Here is a 24288-nt window from a genome sequence, read left to right on the forward strand (position 1 = left end):
AAATGAAAGATATATATGATACTTTAGAATTTAATCAGATAAAAAAAAGAATAAGTGAATATTGTGCAAGTGATTTGGCTAAAGAACAAGTATTGAAAATTATGCCATTTAGCGATTATGATGATTTATTATTGGAACAAAAGTATTTAGATCAGGCAATTCGTCTGGTCTATAAATATGGTCGCTTACCAATTGGTTCTTTTGTAGATATTAAACCTTATTTAAATAAGGCCAATAAAGATGGAACATTATTTGGCGATGAGTTTGTCGCAATAGTTTATTTATTAAATAATGTTAAAGAAATTAAAGAATACTTAGATGATAAAGAATTAGATGATGACGAGTTATTTCAATTTTGTCAACAATTGATTTTACCAAAACAATTATTAGATAGCATTAATCGTTGTATTGATAGCAGTGGAAATGTATTAGATAGTGCCAGTCCAAAATTAAAACAGTTACGACGACAAATAATTTCAATAGAAACTAATATTCGTAGCCGGATTGAACAAATCAAAAGTGCTAATAAAGATTATTTAAGTCAGGAAAATATTTCTAGTCGTAATAATCATTTAGTTTTACCAGTTAAAGCAGGTAATCGAAATAATGTTAAGGGAATTGTTCATGCTGTTTCTTCTAGTGGACAAACAATGTTTATTGAACCAGATGTAATTGTCCAAATGAATAATCAGCTTGTTAATGTTAAAGAAGAAGAAAGACGCGAAGTACAGCGTATTTTAAAGATGCTTTCAGTTGCCGTCAAAGAAAATTATGATTGTTTATATGAAAATCAAGAATTAATGGTAGCTCTTGATGTGATTTTTGCTAAAGCAAATTATGGTATTAAATTAGACGCTATAGTACCAGAAGTAGTAACTAGCTATGAAACATTGAGTTTAAAAAAAGCCCGCCATCCATTAATAGATCAAGATAAGATCGTTGCTAACGATATTGTTTTAGCGCCACCTAAACGAACTTTATTAATTAGTGGTTCAAATACTGGGGGTAAAACAGTTGTTTTAAAAACTGCTGGACTTTTAAGTTTAATGTCATTATGTGCAATGGCGGTACCTTGTTTACAAGCAACAGTACCATTATTTGACCAGATTTGTGTTGATTTGGGTGATGAACAGTCAATTGAACAATCATTATCAACTTTTTCTAGTCATATGAAACGATTAGTGGAAATTACTAATCAAGTTACTGAAAAATCATTAGTTTTATTAGATGAAGTAGGTTCGGGAACAGATCCTCATGAGGGTCAAAGTATTGCTGAGGCTATTTTAAGATATTTAAAACAAATTAATCCAATTGTTTTAGCTTCTACCCATTATTCTGGATTAAAAGAATTTGCTAAAAATGAAGATTCAATTTTAGTTGCTGCAGTTGAGTTTGATCAAGAAAAGATGCGACCAACATATCGATTAATTGCTGGTAGTGTTGGTAACTCTTATGCAATCGAAATTTCAAGAAGATTAGGGTTAAAACCAGAAATTGTTGATATGGCTTTTAAAATTAAAGAAGAAAGCTTAACAGATACTGAAAAACTAATGGAAAAACTACACGATGAATTAACAGCGGTGCAGTTACAAAAAGATCAGTTAGAAGAGCTGACTAAGGAAACAGAAGCTAACCAAAAACGGTATCAGCGTTTAATTGAAAACTATGAAAAGCAAAAAGATAAGATGTTACAAGATGCTAAAAAACAGGCTAATCAACTATTGGAAGAAGCAAAACAGGAAATTGATATTGTTGTTGAAGATTTAAAGAAAAGTTCAACGATCAAACCACATGTTGTTATCGATGCTAAAAGAAACCTTGATTTATTAAAACATGAAGAGAAAAAAGAAATAAACAATGAAAAACGAGATTACCAAATTGGTGATGTTGTTAAGGTTTTATCAGCAAATCGTCAAGGTGAAATTCTATCAATTAATAAAAAAGGGGTTTTAACTATTGATATGAGCGGTTTAAAAGTTAATGCTAAACCTGGAGAAGTAATGTTTGTATCAAAAAAAGTTAAACCTAAAAAAGTAAGATCTAATCTTAAAGCAGTTCGTAAAGCATCAAATCAAAGTGTAGAAATTAATATTATTGGTCAACGCTATGAAGAAGCTATGCGTAATGTTGATAAATTTTTAGATAATGCTTTAGTCAATAATTATTCTATGGTAAGAATAATTCATGGTATGGGAACTGGAGCATTACGAAATGGAGTGCGACAATTGTTGAAAAAAAATAAAAATGTTGTTAGTTATCGCGATGGTGGTCCTAATGAAGGAGGACTAGGGGCAACTCTAGTATATTTTGAATAATGGATCGCCAGATGATTAAAGATAAACTTTCATTATTACCGTTACAACCTGGTTGTTATTTAATGAAGGATAAAAATAATGAAGTTATTTATGTAGGGAAAGCAAAGAAACTTAAAAATAGGGTATCTTCTTATTTTGTTGGGGCTCATAATTATAAAACGACAAAATTAGTCCAGGAAATTGTTGATTTTGATTATATTGTAACTGATTCTGAAAAAGAAGCATTGCTATTAGAGATCAATTTAATTAAAGATTATTCTCCAAAGTATAATATCTCTTTTATGGATAATAAATATTATCCTTATATTCAATTAACTAGAGAGAAAAATCCGCGTTTAAGAATTGTTCGTAATGCCCAGGATAAAAAACATAAACACTTTGGACCATTTCCTGATGGAACAGCAGCTAGAGAGACCTTTAAATTATTAAATCGTTTATTTCCGTTGCGTAAATGTAATCATATTCCTAAAAAGCCATGTTTATATTATTCGTTAAATCAATGTGTAGCTCCTTGTTTACAAGAAGTCGATGAAGCAGTTTATAAAGAAATAACATCAGGAATTACTAAATTTATTCAAGGTGATACTAAAGAAGTTATTAATAGTTTAACTGATAAAATGATGGCTGCCAGTGAAGTTCAAAATTATGAACTGGCCAAAGAATGTCGGGACTTGATTGTGCATATTCAACATGTTACAAGTAAACAGCATGTCCAATTCAATGATTTGGTTGACCGGGATATTGTTGGTTACTATCATGATAAGGGATATTTATGTTTGCAATTGTTTTTCATGCGAAATGGAAAATTATTGGCTCGTGATTTAAATCTGGTTCCGTTACAAGATGATTTTCAAGAACAGATTATTTCGTTTTTAGTAAGTTTTTATCAAGAAAATACTGAACCTAAAGAATTATTAGTACCTAAAGATTTGGATGTTGATTTGTTGAAGGAGATTATTACATGTAAAATAATCAAGCCTCAAAAAGGAAATAAAGCTAGTCTAGTGGAAATGGCTAATGAAAATGCTAAAGAGCAGTTAGAAAAGAAGTTTTTGCTGATTCAAAAAAACGAAGCAGCAACAATTGGTGCTATCAAGCAATTAGGACAGCTATTGGATATTCCATTACCTAGAAGAATTGAGTTGTTTGACAACTCAAATATTCAAGGAGCTTATGCGGTAGCTGGGATGGTATGTTTTAAAGATGGAGTTCCATCAAAAAAAGATTATCGTAAATTTAAAATTAAAACCGTTGAAGGACCTGATGATTATGCCAGTATGAAAGAAGTAATATATCGTCGCTACTATCGAGTATTGATGGAAGGATTAGAAAGACCGGATTTAATAATTGTCGATGGTGGTAAAGGGCAGATCAAGGTAGCTAAAGAAGTAATAGATGGTTTAAATTTAAATATAAAAGTATGTGGGTTAGCTAAAGATGATCGGCATTCTACTTCGATGTTATTAGACAGTGATGGTAATGAGGTTAAAATTGATCGTAAAAGTGAATTATTCTTTTTGCTTACTAGAATGCAAGATGAAGTGCATCGTTATGCTATTAGTTTCCATAAAAATGTTCGTTCTAAATCGCTGTTTCAGTCGATATTAGATGATGTTGAAGGCATTGGTCCTAAACGAAAAAAACTTTTATTACGTAAATTTGGTAGCGTTAAACGTTTAAAAGAAGCAAGCTTACAACAGCTTGAAGAACTATTGCCAAAAGACGTAGCAGCAAATCTGTTCAATGTACTAAAAGATGACACTTAAAAACAAAATTCTCATATATTATAATATGAGGTGAATTGATGATGAATATTATCCTGACCCCAAGGGAAAAGGAAATTTTTGATTTGCTTGTAAAAAATCAGTCTACTAAAGAGATTGCTAAAACATTAGGGATAAGTGAAAAAACAGTTCGTAATCACATTTCTAATGTGATCCAAAAATTAGGGGTTGATTCACGAATTCAAGCGGTTTTTGAGTTGATTAGATTTAAGGAATTAGAATTATAGGCTAATTCCTTTTTTGTTATGTAAAATATTTATAATATCTATAGTCATGGCGTTTTTTTGGGAAATATGCTAAAATAGGTTGTAATTGTTATTTAATATATAGATTAGTGGTTATATTAATAATGTAGATTTTTTAAATATAGTTTTAATATGATTGAATAAGGGTGATTTTATGAAACTTAGAAAAGGACATTTATATATAATTGTTACATTGTGTTTTGTAATATCTTTTGTTGCCATTAATTGTAAATATGATCGTTTTTATCGTGTTAATGGAATTAACAATGATAATCGTGCTTTAATAGAGATGTATTTAGATGAACAGGAACAAGAATATTTAATCGAAAATGCTATTCCTGTAAACGAGTTTATTAAATATATTACTTATTCAGAGTTTAATCTAGAATATTATCAATTTTATAATGCGTTAGATAAAACTAAAAAATATAGTAATTATGATGAATTGATTTCGGTAGCCAATCAGTTAGCTAATAAATTAGAAGTAGCTTATGGTAATGATGCTATTTCATATTGTGATACGCTAGTTCATAATGATCTGGTTTTAGCTTATATTAATCAAGATTCTTTTGATTTTGATAATATTGATTATTATCAGTTAATTCGTTCAATATACGATGAAAGTGATTATAGCTATATTAGTGATACAAATAAATATATTCAAATAATGCAAGAAGATAAAGACTTAAATGATGATGATTTATATGATCAGGTTAAGGAATTAAGCGCTAATTTTACTAAAACATCATTGGCAACGTTGTTCAATACTGAATTACAGCTAAATGCTCAAAGGATTTATAATCCAAGTGATCCAACATTAGTGGTTAATAATACAACATATATTGGTGGCTATGAACCGAAAAATCTTGTTACTACATTAGGTATTCCAAGAACAAATTACTCTATGTATTTACAAGAAGAAACATTTAATCATTTATTGGAAATGTATCGGGCTTGTTATCAAGAATGTGGTAGTGGAATGATTTTAACAAAAGCCTATGTTGGTTATGATGTAGCTACTTTAGAAGATCGTGGGGTAGTTGCTGGATATAACGAATTTCAATTAGGTAATACTGTTACATTGCAACAATTAGAAATTAGTGTTGAAGATTTTGTGGAAACAGAGATTTATCAATGGCTATTAAATCATAGTTATGAATACGGATTTGTTCTTCGTTATCCGGCTGATAAAACAATTATAACTGGTCATGAATTTAATCCAACGATATTTAGATACGTCGGTGTTGAAGTAGCAACAACTATGCATCAGCAGAACTTATGTTTAGAAGAATATAATAATTTAAATGTTAATGAATAAAACGGGCTTGATTGGCTCGTTTTTTTGTTTAAAATAATCATTTTAAAATCGATAGTTCATATGATTATAATGGGGTGACCAGAAATGAAGAAAAAGCTTTTAATAATTTTTGCTATCGGTATTTGTGCTGTGGCTAGTTTTGTTTATTTGAAAAATAATAATGAAAAAGAAAAAACAGCTAACACAAATGATCCAAATTATCAAACTGTTGTTTTTAAAGATAAACAAGATACATTAGTTCCTATAACAGTTGATTTTGCTAGGGAAATGGAAGATGATACAAAATATAGAAATATGATTGAAGTGATGAAATCAACCGATTATGAATATTTAGGATTATATCCTATTTTAGATTCCAATTTACAAGTAAATGCTATTTCTTTAAATGAAAACTCATTAACATTTGATTTAAGTGATCATTTATATGTAAATAATAATCAGGAAGCATTAGATATTTTAGAAATGTTTTCTTATGTATTTTGTGTTGATGGTGTTAAAAAAGTTAATTTAAAAATAAATGGTAATGATATAAGTGAAATTCCTAATAGTACGATACCTACTAGCTGTATTACTGATAATTTAGGCATAAATAATTTTGAATCATCTACGAATTATATTTATAAAACAACGCCAGTAGTAGTTTATAATACTAAAAAAATAAATAATAAAGAATATTATGTTCCAATTACAAAAAGAGTAGAAACAAATGCTACCGATATAGATACAAAAGTTGCTTTGATGTTAGAAGAAATCGAATATGATAAACCGCTAAGTTTAGTAGATAGCTGCTCGTTGCAAGAAGGGGTATTAACGATTCATCTAGCACCAAATATTTTAAATGATAATGAATCGATAGATAATACATTATATAATCGTATCGTTAAGTCAGCTAATCATCTTGATAATGTTGAAAGTGTTTCGATTTTTATTGATGATCAGGAAATTTTACCAGTTGAAGATGTTAATGGTGAAGTTGATAATCGAATAAAAATATAATATGATTTCTTTTTTTTGACTGATTGTGTATAATGTTGTTTAGGTGATGAAAGTGAAAAAGATAGTAGTAATGTCAGATAGCCATGGTTATCATCGGGCAATTGAAGAAGTAAGAGATTTAGAACCTGATGGTGATGTATATGTTCATTGTGGTGATAGTGAGGCAGAACCAGAATTACTTGAAGGCTGGGTTGTTGTTCGAGGTAATAATGACTGGTTTTATCCTTATGATGAAGAAGCTGTTTTTGAAATTGAAGGGGTGCGGTTTTTAGTAACTCATGGACATCGTTATGGCTATTATAATCGTAAAGAAGCAATGGTTGATGATTTGAAACGGCATTATTGTGATGTGTTGTTATCTGGTCATACGCATGTTCCTCAATTTGAAGAAGAATCTGGTTTTTATTTGATTAATCCTGGTTCGACAACTTTACCTAGACGCGGCAGTGATAAGATGTATTGTGTGATAAATGTCGACGATGGTAAAATAGATGTAAAATTTAAACAAATTTTTTTCTAAAAATACTTGCACTTCTCTTTTAGATATGCTATTATATATGAGCAGTCAGGAAAGAGAGGTCTACGTAGCTCAGCTGGATAGAGCACACGCCTTCTAAGCGTGCGGTCAGGGGTTCGAATCCCTTCGTGGACGCCATTTAAAAAATAATGAGATTGATAAAATCTCTTGAAACCCTTGGTGTTAATCAAGGGTTTTTATTTTGTAATTTATTAGTTTTACATATAAGTATTGTTTAAGATATTAAAAATTATATTTTTAATAAAAAAGCAAGATAATCTTTTTTTAGATTTCTTGCTTTTGCATTTTTAGGTAATCATAGTTCTTCATTTAAGATTACATTAATCGTATGACGAGCATTTTGTTTAAAATCTATATTTTCATCATCATATGTAATCAATGCTTTCCATAAAGCCCAGCCTTTTGCTCGATTTATCATATCACTAGGTAAATTTGCTAAAAATATTTTTCTGGCTTCTTTATTAAAGTATGTCCAAGCCATAGCATAATCACATGCAGGGTCTCCAGTACCTAATATCCCAAAATCAATTATTCCATGAAAAGAGTTGTTTTGAATTAAAATATTCCCAGGAGCAATATCACCATGAACCCAAACATTTTTTTCGGTATATTTTTTTGAAGTACAAGTATCCCAGATATTTTTAAGCTGTTTAACTGGTAGACGATTTTCTAAAATCTTTAATGCTTTTAAAGTCTGGTCTTCATATACTTTTAAATCACCACCTCGAAAAAAATTATGCTGGCCGGCTTCTGGTCCGTTGCAACAATCAATCATTTGTAATTTTTTTAAGGCAGTGGCTAATTCTTTTGCAAGCTGTTTTTGATTAATATTAGGACATTCAAACAAAGTGTTACCTTCGATCCATTGGTTGATTGACCAAGGGAAGGGAAAATAGCCAGTTGGTTTACCGATAGCAATTGGTTTTGAAATTGGATAATCAAGATGTTCTTGTAAATAGGGTAACCAGCGATTTTCTTTTTCAACTTGTTTAGCATATTCGTGACCACTAGGCAGGCGGATTGACATCGTATTTCCTAAATGGAAAGTACGGTTATCATGACCACTTTTAGCAACCGGATAAATTTTTAATTCTTGCCATTGAGGGAATTGTTCTTTAATTAATTTTTTAGGTATCGCTACTGATATTTCCATAATCTAACTCCTTTAAAATATTTTTTTATAGTCTATCATTCTTTTTGTTGTTATACAATGGAGGGTGATTTTTATATATGAATATTAATTCAAAATATAAGGAATCACTAAAAAATAAACCCCAATCAGCATAATGCCAATTGGGGAGAACAAATTTTACTTATTTAGTGTGTCCGCTTGACAGGGACCAGATCAAACATTAAGAGTTTATTGTCTTATTGAAATCTAAAAAATATTATTTTTAAAATAACTTAGGAACAAAGATAATAAGTCCAATAACCACTGAAGCGATAGCGCTGATCAATACAGAACCAGCGGCAACATCTTTTGCGTATTTAGCGAGTTCATGATAGTTAGGAGAACAAAGGTCAACAACTGCTTCGATAGCGGTATTTACTAGTTCTAAAGAAATAACTAGAGCAAACAGTAAGATACAAATTAACCATTCTGTTGTTGATAGATGAAAAATAAAGCCACAGATAATAACTAAAATCATAACTGAAATATGAATTTTAATGTTTCTTTCTTTTTTGATACAGCTAATGATGCCGGAAATGGCATAGCTTAAACTTTTGTAAAATGGATCTTTATGCATAAAATTAGCTCCTTAATTATTTTTATTTTTAATAAAGATATTCAATATCGTGTTAGATTGATTAAAAGGTTAATAATATTATATAATATTGTTTTATTGCTTTCAATGAGCCGTATTGGTATAAAAAATGTCTAAATGAGTATTTAGGCATTTTTGATAACTTTTTTGTTATTGAATAATTTATTATAGATTAATCTAGTTATTGGTCCGGCTGCAAACAGATTCCATAGCAAAGCCATTGGGAAATTTTTTATTACAGTGCCCACCCAAATAGCTGGTAATAGGTATAATGAATTTTCAGCCAGGACAATATTAAAAATAATTGAGGCAACTAAAGACATAGTAGGACACATTATTAAAACTGTACAACATGAAGTAATCATACTTATAAAAAAAGGATTATCGCTTTCGGGTCTTACAATTTTTTTGGCTAAATATAAACCAATTGGATTTCCCCAAAAATTAGAAATTATAAATACAATTATCGTCATAAAACTGCTCTCTTTTAAAGCGTTTAAAAACACAGCGTTTGTCATATTACTAAAACTACCTGGTATTAAATTATAACCGGCATTAATGGCGTTGTTATATACCTCCATTCCATAAGTCATCGTAATTGACATTAAAATCCCAAAGATAAGCTTTTGTGCTTTTGTTTTTGGCATTACATAATCTCCTTTCGGCAATAAAATTAGAAAAAGGCGTTAATCTTTGAATTTAATTTCATAGACTACGCCTTTTCGACTTATTTCTATTAAAAAGATTATTGCCAATTTCTAGCTAGATTTTATCAAAATCGATTTTTGTTGTCAAAATAAAAATAGCAGATAACTTTGTTTCTCGATATAAAAAAGATTTAACTAACTTGGTTAATAGCTAAATCTTTTCTTGATTAATAATTATAAAATTCCTAATAATGCTTGCATTGAAAGACAAACAGCGGTAATAGAAACCCAACAGCAAAATCCCATGAAAATTGGTTTAGCACCACTTTTGATTAGTTTAACGATATTAGTATTTAATCCAATGGCGGCCATTGCCATGATAATAAAGAATTTACTTAATTCTTTTAATGGAGCAGTAACTGTTCCTGGTAGATTAAATACAGTTGTAATGACTGATGCTAATACGAAAAATAAGATAAAAAACGGGAATATTTTTTTGATATCAAATGTGCTTTCACTTTTATCAGCGTCACGAGTTCTTTTTATTGCTAATGCTAAAGTAATTGGGATAATTGCTAATGTTCTTGTAAGTTTTACGATTGTCGCTTGATCTAATGTATTGCTGCCATGAATACCATCCCAAGCAGCAGCAGTAGCTGTTACTGATGAAGTATCATTAACAGCACTTCCAGCGAAAATTCCAAAGCCTTCGTTAGATAAACCTAATATCCCACCTAATGTTGGGAAAATTAAAGCTGCTAAAATGTTAAATAAGAAAATAACTGAAATTGACTGAGCAATTTCTTCATCATCGGCTTCGATGACTGGTGCAGTTGCTGCGATCGCTGAACCACCACAAATAGAAGAACCGACACCAATCAATGTTGAGATCTTTGATGGCATTTTTAAGACTTTACATAAAACATATGCTACAACAAGAGAAGTTGTAATTGTTGATAAAATTATTGGCAGTGAAGAGCTACCAGTTTTGACTATATCACCTAAATTCATTCCAAACCCTAATAAAATTACCGCATATTGCAGTATTTTTTTAGATGTGAAAGTAATACCGCTTTGAACTTTACTTTTATCTTTAATGGCAAATGTAATGATCATTCCCATTAAAATTGCAAATACTGGTCCACCAACTAACGGGAATTGTTTTCCTAAAAAGTAAGCGGGTAAGGCTATTGCTAGACATAAAAGTACCCCTAAAGTGTTGTTTTTTATTTTTGACATAATGTTCCTCCCTTTGACAGAGTCATTATAGCTAAAAAATATAATAAAATAAAATTATAATTATTTATTTAACGATAAAAATATGTTATAGTTAATATTGGGTGATTGGAATGCTTGATTTTCGTATTGATACTTTTTTAGCTGTCTGTAAATTTATGAATTTTACTAAAGCTAGTCAATATTTAAATATTACGCAGCCTGCTGTTTCTGGACACATCCGATATTTAGAAGAATATTATCAAGTTAAACTGTTTGTTTATTCGGGTAAAAAAATGTATTTAACTAAAGAGGGCAAGATTTTACTTGAAGTTGCTACAACATTAAAACATGATGATATTTTTTTAAAAAACAAGTTAAAAAATCGTTCTAATAAACAAGAATTGATTTTTGGAGCAACTTTATCAGTTGGCGAATATATCATGCCTAAAATTATCAATAGCTTGTTACAAGAAAATTGTAATCTGGCTATTAAAATGCAAGTAGCTAATACTAGTGAACTTTTAAAAGGTATTAATGAAGGAAATTTAGATTTTGCAGTAGTTGAAGGTTATTTTAATAAAAATGAATATGATTATCGGACTTTTTGCCATGAAAATTATATTTGTGTTGGTCCGAGTAATTTAAAGATTGATTCAGTAGTGGATATAAATGAGTTGTTTAAATATAATCTAATTATTCGAGAAACCGGTTCAGGATCACGTGAAATTATTGAACGCTGGCTAAAAGAGCGAAATATGAATTTACGAGATTTTGAAAATATAATTGAAATTGGTAATATTAATATGATCAAACATCTTGTTGCTAATTTACAAGGAGTTACTTTTATTTATCAAATGGCGGTAATCGATGAACTTAAGCAAGGCAAATTAAAAGAAATTAAAATTAATGATATGCAAATTAGTCATGAGATTAATTTTATTTGGCGTAAAAATAGTGTTTTTAGTGAATACTACCAGCAATTATTTGCACTATTTCAATTGCAAAATACTAAAGTATTGCTATAATAGATGAATAAAAGGAGTGATGAACATGCCTTTAACTGATGATGATTTTTTAAAGGATAGTAAACTAGAGCTTTATAATGAAGTGATTGAAAGTTTACAAGAGCAAGAAGAAAAAGTAGAAGAGATTGACTATCAGTTAGATTTATCAGAAGATGATGAATAAATTTTACATGACAAGGAGAAAAAATGATCGAAGAATATATTGCTAATAATCAGTTTCAAGATGCCTTAGATTTGTTAAATGATATGAGCGATGAAACAACACGTTATCAGCGTTTGGTTTGCCTATATGGTTTAGGTGAATATCAACAGGCTAAAGCAGAGGGAATGTTAGCTAAAGCTAAAGCAACAAATACTTATTATGATGTTGTTAGCATCTATGTTGCAACATTAAAAGAACTAGAAGAGTATGAAGATGCTATTAATATTATGATCGAAGAATTATCTATGCCTTACATTCCTTTTGAATATGAAACTGTATTTAATGCTGCTTATGATGAATTGTTGTTAGCTAAGCACGAGGCTAATGAAGGAATGGAACGATATAATCGTGCTTTTAGTATTGAAGATATGGAGAATATCTTATCTCGAGATCAAATTAATGAAGATTTACTTTATATGGCAATTGAACAGATGGAAGGAATGAATATTCGTCGTTTAATGCCGGTAATTCGTAATTTTTTAAAAAATGAACAGAAACCAGCATTTGCTAAAAGTTTATTGATAGAATTAATGATTGATCAAGAAATTGATGAAGATCTAGAATTAGTAAAAAATGGTATCAACTATGATATTAATCCTAGTTTTGCCCCATTGGTATTAAACCAGGAGGTTGGTGAAGGAATTTTAAAATTACTATCAGAAGCGATAGAAGATGAAAATCCTTCATTGTTTGCTTTATGTGAACAGTTTTTAAGTTATTATTTATATTTAGTTTATCCTAAATATATTGATGACTATGATTATCGACCAATAGCGGGGGCTATTCATTATCATTTAGCTTCAATGCAATATATCGATATCGAAATGGAAGATATTGAATTTTTATATAATTGTGACAAAGAGGATGTCTTAGAAAAGCTAAATGAAATTAAAGAAATAGAGTATTAATGAAAAAAATTGAGTGATTAATTGTTCAAATAAGTTGAATTAATGATATTGTTAGTATATAATACGTGATGAAACTAAAGAAGGAGAATAGTATGAAAATCAGTAATAAAAAATTAGAAAAAGCAATTGTTGAATTAACAGTAGCGTTTGAAAGTGATGAATGGAAATCAACTCAAGATAAAGCGCTTAATAAATTAGCTAAAAGTGTAAAAATTGACGGATTTAGACCAGGAAAAGCTCCTGTTGCGTTGATTAAATCAAGAATATCAAAAGCTAGTATTTTACAAGAAGCTTCTGATATGATTTTACAAGATAAATTTGTTCAAATTTTAACTGATGCTCAAGTTGAACCAGTGGCTCAACCAACTTTATCTGTTAATAAAATTAGTGAAGATGAATTAGAAGTAGTTATCAATGTACCTGTTAAACCTGAAGTAGAATTAGGAGAATATAAAGGTTTAGAAGTTAAAAAAGGTCGTGTAGCTGTAACTAAAAAAGAAATTGAAGAACAATTATCTAACTATCAAAGTCAATTTGCAGAATTGTCAGTTAAAGAAGATGGAAAAGTTGCTAAAGGTGATACTGCAGTAATTGATTATGAAGGATTTATTGATGGTGAAGCTTTTGATGGTGGAAAAGGTGAAAACTATCCATTAGAAATCGGAAGCGGTTCTTTCATTCCAGGATTTGAAGATCAATTAATTGGAATGACAACTGATAATGAACAAGAAATTAAAGTAACTTTCCCAGAAGATTATGGAGCACCTAATTTAGCTGGTAAAGAAGCTACATTTAAAGTAACTGTTCATGAAATCAAAGAAAAACATTTACCAGAAATCGATGATGAATTAGCAAAAGATGTTAACATCGATGGTGTAGAAACTTTAGAACAATTAAAAGCACATATTAAATCACAAATTAAAGCTCGTAAAGAAAATGAATCTGAAAACAAATTCATGGATGACATTTATAAAGCTTTAATTGCTTCATCTAAAGTTGAAGATAGTGATGCTTTATTAAAACAAGAACAAGATATGATGTTACAAGAAATTGAACAAAATTTACAAAGACAAGGTTTAAACTTCGAAGTTTATGAACAATTCACTGGAAAATCTAAAGAAGATGTTTTAGAAGATATTAAACCTCAAGCAGAAGAAAGAGTTAAATTAAATTTAATTTTAGAAGCAATTATTAAAGAAGAAGAATTAGCTGTAACTGATGAAGAACGTGAAGCTGAATTACAAAAAATTGCTGATATGTATCAAAGAGAATTAGATGATGTTAAGAAAATTTTCGAAGGAAATATGAGCCATGTTGAAAATGATATCTTAACTCGTAAAGCTATTGATTTAGTAAAAGACAATTTAAAGAAATAAAAAGACGCTCATAACATGCGTCTTTTTAGTAAAATTAGAAAATAGGAGGGAAAAAAATGGAAGAACAAACTGTATTAACATTGCCAGTAGTTTGTACTCGGGGTATGGTTGTATTCCCAGAAAACCATCTAACATTAGATGTTGGACGCCCAGTAAGTTTAAAAGCACTTCAATTAAGTACTAATGAGCATGACAACAATATCATTTTTGTTTCGCAAATTAATCCTTTAGAGGATAATCCTTCTTTTGATGATGTGTACCATATTGGTACTCTTTGTAAAATTGAACGTAAAGTAAGACGTGATAGCTCTGGAACAATTAAATTAACTGTTCGCGGTGCTAAAAGAGTTGAGCTTACAAATTTTGAATTACATCAAGGTAGCCTTTATTCAACTGTGAAAATCATTGAAGATGAATTTGGTGATCGTAATGAAGAGGTTGCCTTAGTGCGTAAAGCAACTTCATATTTTGAACAAGCTAAACGCTCTATGCCAAATATGCCTTTAGATTCAATTAATCGATTAACAAGTGGTGTTTCTGCAAGTGTTTTAGCAGATACAATTGCGCAATATTTACCAATTGATTTGAAGCAAAAACAAAAAATCTTAGAAACATTTAATATTAATGAAAGATTACTACAAGTTATTAGTTCAATTGAATCAGAAAAAGTTATTGGTGAAATTGAAGAAACAATTAATCGTAAAGTACGTGAAAGTATTGATGAAAACCAACGTGAATACTATTTACGTGAAAAATTAAGAGCGATTAAAGAAGAATTAGGGGACAGTGTTCCTAAAGAAGACGACGCTGAAACAATTCGTGAAGAATTAAATAACAATCCTTATCCTCAACATGTTAAGGATAAAATCGAAGAAGAGTTACGTCGTTTTGAAACAATGCCTGCAGCTTCATCAGAAGCTAACGTTGTTAGAACATATATTGACTGGATGATGAAAACTCCTTGGTATCAAGAAACTAAAGATGTTGAAGATATCCAGGCAATTGAAGATGTTTTAAATGAAGATCATTATGGTCTAGAAAAAGTTAAAGAAAGAATTGTTGAATACTTAGCAGTTAAACAAATGACTAAGTCTTTAAAAGCACCAATTATTTGTTTAGCTGGTCCACCAGGTGTTGGTAAAACTTCAATTGCTAAAAGTATTGCTCGTGCCTTAGATCGTAAATTTATTAAAGCTTCATTAGGTGGAGTTCGTGATGAAGCTGAAGTACGTGGTCATCGTCGAACTTATTTAGGATCAATGCCAGGTAGAATCATTCAAGGAATGAAAAAAGCCGGTGTTGTTAATCCAGTATTTTTATTAGATGAAATTGACAAAATGTCAAGTGACTACAAAGGTGATCCTACTAGTGCAATGCTAGAAGTATTAGATCCTGAACAAAACAGTTTATTTTCTGATAACTATTTAGAAGAACCATATGATTTATCAAAAGTATTGTTCATTGCTACAGCAAATGATTTAGGTAATATTCCTGGTCCATTACGTGATCGTTTGGAAATTATTGAATTATCATCATATACTGAACAAGAAAAACAAATGATTGCAAAAAATCACTTAGTTAAAAAACAATTAAAAGCACATGGTTTAAATGAATCACAATTAGTTTTTGAAGATGATGCATTAATGTATATTATTCGTCACTATACTCGTGAAGCTGGTGTGCGTGATTTAGAAAGATTAATTGCAAAAATTTGTCGTAAAGCAGTATTAACAGTTTTAAAAGAGAAAAAAGAAACTTTAGTAGTAACTGTTGATAATTTAGAAGAATTATTAGGAAAAGCACCATTTGAACATACTAAAAAATTAGATCATAGCCAAGTAGGAGTTGTTACTGGTTTAGCTTATACTCAATTTGGTGGTGATATTTTACCAATCGAAGTTAATCATTTCCAAGGTTCTGGTAAGTTTATTATTACAGGACAACTTGGTGATGTCATGAAAGAATCAGCATCAATTGCTTTAGACTATATGAAAGCTAATAAAGAAAAATATGGTCTTGAGAATATTGCTTTTGATAAAGAAGATATTCATATTCATGTTCCTGAAGGAGCAGTTAAAAAAGATGGACCAAGTGCTGGGGTAACTTTAACAACAGCTATTTATTCAGCATTTAAAGATAAACCAGTTCGTAACGATGTTGCTATGACAGGTGAAATTACTTTACGTGGTAATGTCTTACCAATTGGTGGTTTAAAAGAAAAATCAATTTCAGCACATCGTTCAGGAATTAAAACAATAATCATTCCTAAAGATAATGCTAAGGATATTGATGATATTCCAAAATCAGTACAAGATGATCTAGAAATTATTTTAGCTGATCATATTGATACAGTTTTGGATCATGCACTTGTAAAATAAGGGTTAAAAAATTAACCCTTTTTTTCTTGACTATGTTACAATAAAAGAGGTGATAAAAATGGTAAAAATTAAAAAAGCACAATATGTTTTATCGGCAGCCTGGAAAAGTCAATGGCCTCAAGAAAGCTATCCAGAAATGTGTTTAGCGGGACGTAGTAATGTTGGTAAAAGCAGTTTTATTAATACGATGTTGAATCGTAATGGATTGGCCAAGGTTTCTAGTACCCCTGGTAAAACTAGAACTTTGAATTTTTATAATGTAAATGATGCATTATATTTTGTAGACGTTCCTGGATATGGTTATGCTAAAGTTAATGATAATATGACTAAACAGTTTGGTAAAACAATGGATGAGTATATTAGTGATCGTAATACTTTGAAAGGTTTTATTTTATTAGTTGATTATCGTCATAAACCAACTAAAGACGATGTTATGATGTATGAGTTTGTTAAACATCATAATGTGCCAGTGATGGTTGTTGCTACCAAAGAAGATAAGTTAAAGCGTAATGATTTAAAGAAAAATGAAAAGATTATTAAAGAAACATTAGGATTACATCCTGAAGATAAGTTTGTTCGTTTTTCTAGTTTAAAGAAAAAAGGTATCGAAGAAGCCTGGCAATTTATTTATCAGCTATGTGATATTGATTTTGAATAGACCTATAATAGGTCTTTTTTATTTGTCTTGATAAATATCTTATTTCATATTTTAGTGTTTTTTGCATATAGTTTCTATGGGAGGTAAATATGCAAAAGATATTTTTTGAAAAGCTGATTGATTTGAATCATCAACTAAATGAATTAGTATCATTATCGGTTGATGAATCTATTAATTATAAGATTGAAAGCGTTGGTGTTAGAGCAATTGGTAGTTTGATTGTTAATGGGGAGTATAATGAAAGTCAAAAGTTTAATGAAAATATTGATTTAGATATTTTGGCTACTTTTGATAAGATTGTTGATCAAAGAGATTTTAATATTAAAGTAGAAGATTTTGATTATCAGATTGTTGATGGAAACATAAAGATTAAAATTGAAGTTGGTATTCATGGAGTTATTGATGGCGAAGATCGGTTTGTCAAAGATGAAAATATTCCAGAAGTTAACGATGATCCAATCAAAGAAATTGAAAGTTTGATACGTGATAGTGATTTTGAATCTCAGGAAAAAGAAGTTGTTGAGGAAGCTGCAGGTAATCAAGAGCCGGAATTAGAGTTAACTAAAGAAGTCTATGAACCAGCAGTTATGCCAAATAAAGAGGATACTGTAAGTAATAATGCTAGTAAAACTACTGAAATTACGCCAAAAGAAAAGATGGTTGTTAATGAAATAAATGAGCAATTACAAGAAAAAGTATATCCAAGTAAATCACGGCCGATTTTTCAAGATAGTGAAGAAAGTGTTGGTACTTATTATTTATATATTGTAAAAGATAATGATAGTTATAGCAGCGTAGCAAAAAGATATGATATTGATGAAAAAATTATTCGTGATTATAACCAGGATAAGGTCTTAGAAGCTGGCAATGTTTTAATTATTCCATATGTTCCATGAACGAAATAATAAAAAATTCTTATTCGTTACATGTTATCGGTTATATTAAAGTAACAAAAAAAGTATTTAAGGTAAAATGTCAGGAAGGTTTTTTTAGTTTAAAATTTGTTGATGATACTAGTTTAACAGTAGTAATTGATCATATTGAAAGTTTGCATTTAAAGTGTTTTGTACCAATTATTCGTAATTGTAATAAACAGATTTTAACTAATTATCAGGATAAAAAGTTTTATATGTGTCCATGGTTGAATGATGATAATGTAATTATAAAAGAGTTGAAATTAAAGTTTTATTATGAGTGTTTGTCTTATTTGCATGCAACAACATTTTTTAATTATAGTGTTGCTAAGAACTATTTTAAATGTCAGATTGAAGAGATTAATGGTATAATTCATGAAAGAATGGTTTATTATAATGAAATCATGAATAATTTTGAAGTATTAGCTTATCGTAGTCCTACTGGCTGGATGTTTGTTTTGAATTATCATCGAATTGAATGGTGTTTGAATAAAGCTAAGGAATTATTACAAGAATATGAAAATTATGTTTGTAATTTAGATACAATAAGATTATGTTTGACATATAATAATTTTAGTTATAGTCATATTTTAATGAAAGAAAATTGTTTGATTTCAATTGATCAAATAAAGATTAATTTATGTATCTATGATATTTATAATATGTATCAAAAAATACCGGAATTAATTTTTGATTTTGATGTAATATTAGATAGTTATTTTTGTAAGATCAAATTATTAAAAGAAGAACGATTGTTGTTGCAATGTTTGTTGCATGTAATTCCAATTATTGAATTAGGAAATGATGAGGTAAATAATATTATTTTAATGTCACGGTTATTATATTATCTAGATTCAATTTCTTCTTTAAATAAAAAGCTTTCAATTGACTAGAACAAATGAATTTGTTAGAATGTATCTATAGCGATGATTAGGAGGAGTAAATCCGGAAGCTTTATAGAGAATCTCAGTTAGGTGGAAATGAGACAGGATAAAGGATTGAAGGTAGCCTAGGAGCATGTTTATTGAACTTGAGTAGGTAGACACGTATAACTGCGTTAAGGTTTTGAGGCATATTAGTAAATATGTAAAGTAAGGTGGTACCACGAGCATTCGTCCTTATGACGATGCTTTTTTTATTTTAAGGAGGAAATTATGGAGTATTCAATTATTTGGACGTTATTTTTTATTGGTTGTGCATTTATCTTTTTTTCTTATGGTAAAAAAATCCGTAAGTATCAAAAAATTCGTAAAGAGCAACAAATTCAATATGAGGATAATCGAGAAAAATATCGTCACTTTACAAGTGAATTATTTGATGAAACACCTGATGAAGAAATGACCCATGCGGTATTATTTCATATCATGGGTAAAGAAGATAAAATATTTGAAAGTGATGAAATCGGTAATTTGATTGATGTTTTGACACATAGTGAATTGCTTATTTATACAATTTATCAAGTTGAATTATCACTTGAAGGTGGTCGCGGGTCATTACATACATTCTTTATTAAAGAACCATATTGTACATATCGTCCATATGTTAAAGAAGCATTCGAAGCAGTTGATTGCCATGAAATTGCTGAATTAATGGTAGCGGCTGATAAATTAGCAACAGCAATTGAAAATGATGAAGAAATTGATATTGATGATGGTAGTGATTATGGAAATTATAATTTCTCTGATTTTACAAACGCACTAGCATCAGCATTAAAAACATCTGGAATTTTATTAAAAGCTGCTAAATTTATTCGTGAACACAAAGATGAATTTATTGATGCAGAAGATAAGGAGGAAAATGATGAGTAAACAACTTGAACCTAAATATAATCATCATAAAGTAGAAGCTGGAAAATATCGTCACTGGCTTGATAAAAAATATTTTGAAGCTGGTGATGTTAATAAAAAACCTTATTCAATAGTTATTCCACCACCAAATGTAACTGGGAAATTACACTTAGGACATGCTTGGGATACAACTTTACAAGATATGATTATTCGCTATAAAAGAATGCAAGGCTATGATGCTTTATGGCTTCCAGGAATGGATCATGCTGGAATTGCCACTCAAGCTAAAGTAGAAGCTAGAATGCGTGAAGATGGTATTTCTCGTTATGATTTAGGACGTCAAGGTTTCTTAGATAAAGCCTGGTCTTGGAAAGAAGAATACGCTTCAATCATTCGTAGTCAATGGGAAAAACTTGGTTTATCTTTGGATTATTCAAAAGAACGTTTTACTTTAGATGAAGGATTAAGCGAAGCAGTAAAAGAAGTCTTCGTTAAATTATACAACGAGGGATTAATTTATCAAGGTGAACGAATTATTAACTGGGATCCAGTTCAAAGAACAGCATTAAGTAATATTGAAGTTATTCATAAAGAAATTGAAGGACATATGTATTACTTTAAATATCAAATTGTTGATAGTGATGAACAATTAGTAATTGCTACTACTCGTCCAGAAACAATGTTTGCCGATCAAGCAATCTTTGTTCATCCAGATGATGAACGTTACACTCATTTAGTAGGTAAAAAAGCTATCAACCCAGCTAATGGTGAAGCTTTACCTATTATGGCTGATAGTTATATTGACATGTCTTTTGGTACAGCGGTTATGAAATGTACACCAGCTCATGATCCAAATGACTTTGCCCTTGCTAAAAAATATAATCTAGCAATGCCAATTTGTATGAATGATGATGGAACAATGAATGAGCTAGCTCATAAATATCAAGGAATGGACCGCTTTGAATGTCGTAAAGCTTTAGTAGCTGATTTTGAAAAAGCTGGTGTTGTTGATCATATTGAAAAACATTTACATCAAGTAGGACATTCTGAAAGAAGTAATGCTATTGTTGAACCATATTTATCAAAACAATGGTTTGTTAAAATGAAACCATTAGCTAAAGCAGCTTTAGAAAATCAATTAAAAGATTCTAAAGTAAAATTTGTTCCTGAACGTTTTGAAAAAACATTTACACAATGGATGGAAAATATTGAAGACTGGTGTATTTCACGTCAGTTATGGTGGGGGCATCGGGTACCAGCCTGGTATCATAAAGAAACTGGCGAAGTATATGTAGGTAAAACTGCTCCAGAAGACATTGAAAACTGGAAACAAGATGAAGATGTTTTGGATACTTGGTTTTCAAGTGCACTATGGCCTTTTTCAACTTTAGGATGGCCAAATGAAGATAGCGAGTTATTTAAACGTTATTTCCCAACTAACACTTTAGTTACTGGTTATGATATTATTTTCTTCTGGGTAAGTAGAATGATTTTCCAATCATTACACTTTACAAAACAACGTCCATTTGAACATGTTTTGATCCATGGTTTAATTCGTGATGAACAAGGTCGTAAGATGTCTAAGTCTTTAGGTAATGGTGTTGATCCAATGGATGTAATTGAAGAATACGGTGCTGACACATTACGTTTCTTCTTAACAACTAATTCTGCTCCAGGTATGGATTTACGTTATAGTCCTGAAAAACTGGAAGCGGCTTGGAATTTCATAAATAAAATATGGAATAGTGCTCGTTTTGTTTTAATGAATATTGATGATGATATGAAATACGAGGACTTATCATTTGATAATTTAAACTTATGTGATAAATGGATCTTGAATCGTTTAAATGAAGTTATCAAAGAAGTTGATACTAACATGGATAAATTTGAATTTGTTAATGTTGGTAATGAGTTATATAAATTTGTATGGGATGATTTCTGTTCATGGTATATTGAATTAACTAAAGTACATTTAAATAGTGAAAATGAAACTGAAAAACAAGCTAGCTTAAATACTTTAGTTTATGTATTAAATGCTATTGTTAAAATGTTACATCCATTTATGCCATTTGTAACTGAAGAAATCTTCCAAACTATGCCACATTTAGAAGAATCTATTTGTATTGCTTCTTGGCCAGAAGTAAATGAAGATTTTAGTGATGCAACTATTAACGATCAGTTTGCATATTTAATTGATATTGTTAAAGGTATTCGTGAAATCAGAAGCCAATATACAATTAAAAATGCTCGTGAAATCGCATATATTATTGAAACAAAAGATAGCCAAATTGAACAATTGATGGATCAATGTTTACCATATATTAAAAAATTATGTAATGCAATTTGTTCTGGTTATAATCTTGAAGCTAATGGTGAAGTTGCTAATATTACAATCAAAGGTGGAAATAGTTTATTAGTTGAATTAGGTGATTATATTGATAAAGAAGCTGAAAAAGAAAAATTACTTGTTCAATTAAAGAAACTTGAAGGCGAAATTAAACGCTGCCAAGGAATGTTAGCTAATGAAAAATTTGTTTCAAAAGCACCAAAAGAAAAAGTTGAGTTAGAACGAAATAAATTAGTTGATTATCAATCAAAATATGATGCAGTAAAAAAACAATTAGAACAAATGTAGATTAAAAGCGGTAGTTACGATTTTAGTAACTATCGTTTTTTTACATAATTCATTTTTTTAAAGAAAAAATGAAGGGTATAGGAGTATATATTAATAAAGGTTTAGTGGAAGGTGTGGCCTTTAAATTAGAAACAGGAGGAAAGGACTAATGAATGAATTACAACAAGATTTACAAATGGAAGTAAATGGCGGCGGCGTTGCCGGAATTATTTTCTTTGTCGTGATTGGAACAGCAGTTTATAAGATGTATAAATCAAGTGCCGGAAGAATTTCGATTCCTAGAATCATTTCAATTGAGTGGCGCTAAATGAAAGAATTAACAACTAAACAACAACGTCAAATTAGTGGTGGTTCGTCACTTGTATATGTTGTTACATCGATAATTATTGCTGCTGGTACAGGTTTATTTAGAGTTATGAGAAGTCACTTTTTTGCACGACGCTAATTTAATTTAAAGTATATTTACTTTTTGCCAGCATATATTTAACTTGGAGGGGTGAAGATGAAGATTATTCGAGTTACAGCTGTGCTGGCAATTTTATTATCATTATGCTTTGCGGGGATATATTTAAAATTTTTTTCGACAATAAATAGTCATATTGATGCTTACATAGTTCAAGTTGGAATTTATAAGCAGGAAGAAAATGCTAATGAAATGGTTGCTAAATTGACCCAGTTGCAAAAACCAAATTACAAGTATCAAAAAGATAATAATTATATAATAATTACAGGCGTGTTTTTAACTGAGGAGGAAGCAAAAAATATGGGTAATGATATTAGTGCTAATGGTATTACTTGTGTTATTAAACAAGAAAAATTTACATCTGATTTTAAAGAAAAAATAGAGCAACAGGATTATGAAGCAATTATTAAAGAATTAGGTTCATGAAACTTAGCAATTATCCTTTAGAAGAAAGGCCTCGTGAAAAAGCATTTTATCATGGTGTTGAAACTTTATCGAATGTTGAATTATTAGCATTAGTTTTAAGAACAGGTAATAAACAAGAATCAGTTATTGAATTAGCCCAGCGGCTTATTAATGAAATAGGCGGATTTGCTTATTTAAAAGATGTTAATTATAATTTGCTTACACAAATTAAAGGTATTAAACAAGCAAAAGCAATTGAGGTTTTAGCGATCGTAGAACTTGCAAAACGACTACAAAAACAACCCGCTAATTTTGCAGTTATTAAAGAGCCATTAGATGGCTATGAGTATGTAAAAAATAAACTGATGTTTGAACAACAGGAAAAAGTATTAGTTTTATGTTTGAATTCACGTTTAGAAGTTATCAAGGAAAAGATCGTTTTTATTGGTTCTAATAATATTTCAATTATTAGTAGTCGGGAATTGTTTAAAGAAGCTTTAATATGTGGAAGTAGTCGAATTGTAATTATCCACAATCATCCATCTGGCAATCCAGAACCATCAGTTGAAGATATTGAAGCTACTAAAAAAATTTTTAGTATTGCAAAAAAATTAGATATTGAAGTAGTGGATCATTTAATTATTGGTCGAAATAAGTTTTATAGTTTTCAAATAAATAAAGTTATAGAAGTTTAAAGTTAATTGATTATT

The 24288-nt window shown here is 29.8% G+C and carries 24 protein-coding genes, 1 tRNA gene and 1 other annotated feature; of the genes, 21 read left to right on the plus strand and 4 right to left on the minus strand.

Translation table 11 applies throughout. From position 1 onward, the window contains the following. Positions 1–2: 2 nt before the first annotated feature. The 7 genes from ABGT36_RS04435 (at position 3) to ABGT36_RS04465 (ending at position 7313) form a co-directional block, all read left to right on the plus strand. Positions 3–2315, plus strand: coding sequence for an endonuclease MutS2 (locus ABGT36_RS04435; RefSeq protein WP_346676981.1), 2313 nt, complete (start codon positions 3–5; stop codon positions 2313–2315). Then, positions 2315–4081, plus strand: a complete 1767-nt coding sequence (uvrC, locus tag ABGT36_RS04440) for an excinuclease ABC subunit UvrC (RefSeq protein WP_346676982.1) — start codon at positions 2315–2317, stop codon at positions 4079–4081. The genes ABGT36_RS04435 and uvrC overlap by 1 nt, the downstream gene beginning before the upstream one ends. A 41-nt stretch (positions 4082–4122) precedes the next feature. Next, entirely contained in the window at positions 4123–4326 is a 204-nt protein-coding gene (locus tag ABGT36_RS04445; RefSeq protein WP_087301476.1) for a LuxR C-terminal-related transcriptional regulator, read from the plus strand. A 172-nt stretch (positions 4327–4498) separates the two neighbouring features. After that, the gene (locus tag ABGT36_RS04450; RefSeq protein ID WP_346676983.1) at positions 4499–5662 is read left to right on the plus strand and encodes a M15 family metallopeptidase; all 1164 of its coding nucleotides are present in this window, start codon (positions 4499–4501) and stop codon (positions 5660–5662) included. 84 nt (positions 5663–5746) lie between these two features. After that, entirely contained in the window at positions 5747–6658 is a 912-nt protein-coding gene (locus ABGT36_RS04455; RefSeq protein WP_346676985.1) for a hypothetical protein, read from the plus strand. A 46-nt stretch (positions 6659–6704) separates the two neighbouring features. Next, positions 6705–7178 carry a metallophosphoesterase gene (locus ABGT36_RS04460; protein ID WP_239404230.1) on the plus strand — a complete coding sequence of 158 codons (474 nt, stop codon included), beginning with the start codon at positions 6705–6707 and terminating at the stop codon, positions 7176–7178. Between the two features lie 58 nt (positions 7179–7236). After that, positions 7237–7313 (plus strand) — tRNA-Arg (locus ABGT36_RS04465). 178 nt (positions 7314–7491) lie between these two features. Here ABGT36_RS04465 and ABGT36_RS04470 read toward each other — a convergent pair. The 4 genes from ABGT36_RS04470 to ABGT36_RS04485 all read right to left on the minus strand — a co-directional run bounded on the left by ABGT36_RS04470 (position 7492) and on the right by ABGT36_RS04485 (position 10848). Beyond that, positions 7492–8349, minus strand: a complete 858-nt coding sequence (locus ABGT36_RS04470) for an aminoglycoside phosphotransferase family protein (RefSeq protein ID WP_300078682.1) — start codon at positions 8347–8349, stop codon at positions 7492–7494. A 241-nt stretch (positions 8350–8590) separates the two neighbouring features. Continuing rightward, on the minus strand, positions 8591–8944 hold the full coding sequence (locus tag ABGT36_RS04475) for a diacylglycerol kinase family protein (protein WP_087371455.1): 354 nt from the start codon (positions 8942–8944) through the stop codon (positions 8591–8593). 143 nt (positions 8945–9087) lie between these two features. After that, entirely contained in the window at positions 9088–9609 is a 522-nt protein-coding gene (locus ABGT36_RS04480; RefSeq protein ID WP_346676987.1) for a hypothetical protein, read from the minus strand. Positions 9610–9843: 234 nt separating this feature from the next. Continuing rightward, entirely contained in the window at positions 9844–10848 is a 1005-nt protein-coding gene (locus ABGT36_RS04485; protein ID WP_300078708.1) for a YeiH family protein, read from the minus strand. Positions 10849–10958: 110 nt separating this feature from the next. On the opposite strand from ABGT36_RS04485, the gene ABGT36_RS04490 reads away from it, so the two are divergent. From ABGT36_RS04490 to radC, 14 genes are all read left to right on the plus strand, one after another. Beyond that, positions 10959–11852, plus strand: a complete 894-nt coding sequence (locus ABGT36_RS04490) for a LysR family transcriptional regulator (RefSeq protein WP_346676989.1) — start codon at positions 10959–10961, stop codon at positions 11850–11852. Positions 11853–11871: 19 nt separating this feature from the next. Beyond that, positions 11872–12015: a hypothetical protein gene (locus ABGT36_RS04495; protein ID WP_158095209.1), complete on the plus strand. Its 144-nt coding sequence runs from the start codon at positions 11872–11874 to the stop codon at positions 12013–12015. A gap of 23 nt (positions 12016–12038) precedes the next feature. Further along, a complete protein-coding gene (locus tag ABGT36_RS04500; protein WP_296882699.1) occupies positions 12039–12962 on the plus strand; it encodes a hypothetical protein in 924 nt (307 codons plus the stop codon). A gap of 92 nt (positions 12963–13054) precedes the next feature. Then, positions 13055–14338, plus strand: coding sequence for a trigger factor (tig, locus tag ABGT36_RS04505; RefSeq protein ID WP_087301234.1), 1284 nt, complete (start codon positions 13055–13057; stop codon positions 14336–14338). Positions 14339–14394: 56 nt separating this feature from the next. Continuing rightward, entirely contained in the window at positions 14395–16716 is a 2322-nt protein-coding gene (gene lon / locus ABGT36_RS04510; RefSeq protein WP_087301231.1) for an endopeptidase La, read from the plus strand. Between the two features lie 58 nt (positions 16717–16774). Continuing rightward, positions 16775–17374, plus strand: a complete 600-nt coding sequence (gene yihA, locus ABGT36_RS04515; RefSeq protein WP_087301228.1) for a ribosome biogenesis GTP-binding protein YihA/YsxC — start codon at positions 16775–16777, stop codon at positions 17372–17374. Positions 17375–17463: 89 nt separating this feature from the next. Next, positions 17464–18270 carry a LysM peptidoglycan-binding domain-containing protein gene (locus ABGT36_RS04520; protein WP_087374326.1) on the plus strand — a complete coding sequence of 269 codons (807 nt, stop codon included), beginning with the start codon at positions 17464–17466 and terminating at the stop codon, positions 18268–18270. Beyond that, positions 18267–19181 (plus strand): hypothetical protein, encoded by a 915-nt coding sequence (locus ABGT36_RS04525; RefSeq protein ID WP_087301222.1) that lies wholly within the window; start codon positions 18267–18269, stop codon positions 19179–19181. Before ABGT36_RS04520 ends, ABGT36_RS04525 begins: the two co-directional genes overlap by 4 nt. A gap of 24 nt (positions 19182–19205) precedes the next feature. Then, positions 19206–19411, plus strand: a binding site (T-box leader). A gap of 31 nt (positions 19412–19442) precedes the next feature. Further along, a complete protein-coding gene (locus ABGT36_RS04530) occupies positions 19443–20096 on the plus strand; it encodes a hypothetical protein (protein ID WP_346676993.1) in 654 nt (217 codons plus the stop codon). Beyond that, positions 20089–22710: a valine--tRNA ligase gene (locus ABGT36_RS04535; RefSeq protein ID WP_087301216.1), complete on the plus strand. Its 2622-nt coding sequence runs from the start codon at positions 20089–20091 to the stop codon at positions 22708–22710. Before ABGT36_RS04530 ends, ABGT36_RS04535 begins: the two co-directional genes overlap by 8 nt. A gap of 148 nt (positions 22711–22858) precedes the next feature. Further along, entirely contained in the window at positions 22859–23017 is a 159-nt protein-coding gene (locus tag ABGT36_RS04540) for a hypothetical protein (protein WP_204215305.1), read from the plus strand. Further along, positions 23018–23155, plus strand: a complete 138-nt coding sequence (locus ABGT36_RS04545) for a hypothetical protein (protein WP_158095208.1) — start codon at positions 23018–23020, stop codon at positions 23153–23155. A 57-nt stretch (positions 23156–23212) separates the two neighbouring features. Beyond that, on the plus strand, positions 23213–23599 hold the full coding sequence (locus ABGT36_RS04550; protein WP_087301213.1) for an SPOR domain-containing protein: 387 nt from the start codon (positions 23213–23215) through the stop codon (positions 23597–23599). Continuing rightward, on the plus strand, positions 23596–24273 hold the full coding sequence (radC, locus tag ABGT36_RS04555; RefSeq protein WP_346676996.1) for a DNA repair protein RadC: 678 nt from the start codon (positions 23596–23598) through the stop codon (positions 24271–24273). Before ABGT36_RS04550 ends, radC begins: the two co-directional genes overlap by 4 nt. Positions 24274–24288: the final 15 nt, after the last annotated feature.

Source organism: Erysipelatoclostridium sp. An173 (assembly GCF_963931465.1).
Classification (GTDB): Bacteria; Bacillota_I; Bacilli_A; order Erysipelotrichales; family Coprobacillaceae; genus Thomasclavelia; species Thomasclavelia merdavium.

Excerpts from the sequence above, each read along its gene's own strand:
- ABGT36_RS04435 (WP_346676981.1), top strand. The coding sequence starts at position 3 with ATGAAAGATATATATGATACTTTAGAATTTAATCAGATAAAAAAAAGA.
- uvrC (WP_346676982.1), top strand. The coding sequence starts at position 2,315 with ATGGATCGCCAGATGATTAAAGATAAACTTTCATTATTACCGTTACAA.
- ABGT36_RS04445 (WP_087301476.1), top strand. The coding sequence starts at position 4,123 with ATGAATATTATCCTGACCCCAAGGGAAAAGGAAATTTTTGATTTGCTT.
- ABGT36_RS04450 (WP_346676983.1), top strand. The coding sequence starts at position 4,499 with ATGAAACTTAGAAAAGGACATTTATATATAATTGTTACATTGTGTTTT.
- ABGT36_RS04455 (WP_346676985.1), top strand. The coding sequence starts at position 5,747 with ATGAAGAAAAAGCTTTTAATAATTTTTGCTATCGGTATTTGTGCTGTG.
- ABGT36_RS04460 (WP_239404230.1), top strand. The coding sequence starts at position 6,705 with ATGAAAGTGAAAAAGATAGTAGTAATGTCAGATAGCCATGGTTATCAT.
- ABGT36_RS04470 (WP_300078682.1), bottom strand. The coding sequence starts at position 8,349 with ATGGAAATATCAGTAGCGATACCTAAAAAATTAATTAAAGAACAATTC.
- ABGT36_RS04475 (WP_087371455.1), bottom strand. The coding sequence starts at position 8,944 with ATGCATAAAGATCCATTTTACAAAAGTTTAAGCTATGCCATTTCCGGC.
- ABGT36_RS04480 (WP_346676987.1), bottom strand. The coding sequence starts at position 9,609 with ATGCCAAAAACAAAAGCACAAAAGCTTATCTTTGGGATTTTAATGTCA.
- ABGT36_RS04485 (WP_300078708.1), bottom strand. The coding sequence starts at position 10,848 with ATGTCAAAAATAAAAAACAACACTTTAGGGGTACTTTTATGTCTAGCA.
- ABGT36_RS04490 (WP_346676989.1), top strand. The coding sequence starts at position 10,959 with ATGCTTGATTTTCGTATTGATACTTTTTTAGCTGTCTGTAAATTTATG.
- ABGT36_RS04495 (WP_158095209.1), top strand. The coding sequence starts at position 11,872 with ATGAACATGCCTTTAACTGATGATGATTTTTTAAAGGATAGTAAACTA.
- ABGT36_RS04500 (WP_296882699.1), top strand. The coding sequence starts at position 12,039 with ATGATCGAAGAATATATTGCTAATAATCAGTTTCAAGATGCCTTAGAT.
- tig (WP_087301234.1), top strand. The coding sequence starts at position 13,055 with ATGAAAATCAGTAATAAAAAATTAGAAAAAGCAATTGTTGAATTAACA.
- lon (WP_087301231.1), top strand. The coding sequence starts at position 14,395 with ATGGAAGAACAAACTGTATTAACATTGCCAGTAGTTTGTACTCGGGGT.
- yihA (WP_087301228.1), top strand. The coding sequence starts at position 16,775 with ATGGTAAAAATTAAAAAAGCACAATATGTTTTATCGGCAGCCTGGAAA.
- ABGT36_RS04520 (WP_087374326.1), top strand. The coding sequence starts at position 17,464 with ATGCAAAAGATATTTTTTGAAAAGCTGATTGATTTGAATCATCAACTA.
- ABGT36_RS04525 (WP_087301222.1), top strand. The coding sequence starts at position 18,267 with ATGAACGAAATAATAAAAAATTCTTATTCGTTACATGTTATCGGTTAT.
- ABGT36_RS04530 (WP_346676993.1), top strand. The coding sequence starts at position 19,443 with ATGGAGTATTCAATTATTTGGACGTTATTTTTTATTGGTTGTGCATTT.
- ABGT36_RS04535 (WP_087301216.1), top strand. The coding sequence starts at position 20,089 with ATGAGTAAACAACTTGAACCTAAATATAATCATCATAAAGTAGAAGCT.
- ABGT36_RS04540 (WP_204215305.1), top strand. The coding sequence starts at position 22,859 with ATGAATGAATTACAACAAGATTTACAAATGGAAGTAAATGGCGGCGGC.
- ABGT36_RS04545 (WP_158095208.1), top strand. The coding sequence starts at position 23,018 with ATGAAAGAATTAACAACTAAACAACAACGTCAAATTAGTGGTGGTTCG.
- ABGT36_RS04550 (WP_087301213.1), top strand. The coding sequence starts at position 23,213 with ATGAAGATTATTCGAGTTACAGCTGTGCTGGCAATTTTATTATCATTA.
- radC (WP_346676996.1), top strand. The coding sequence starts at position 23,596 with ATGAAACTTAGCAATTATCCTTTAGAAGAAAGGCCTCGTGAAAAAGCA.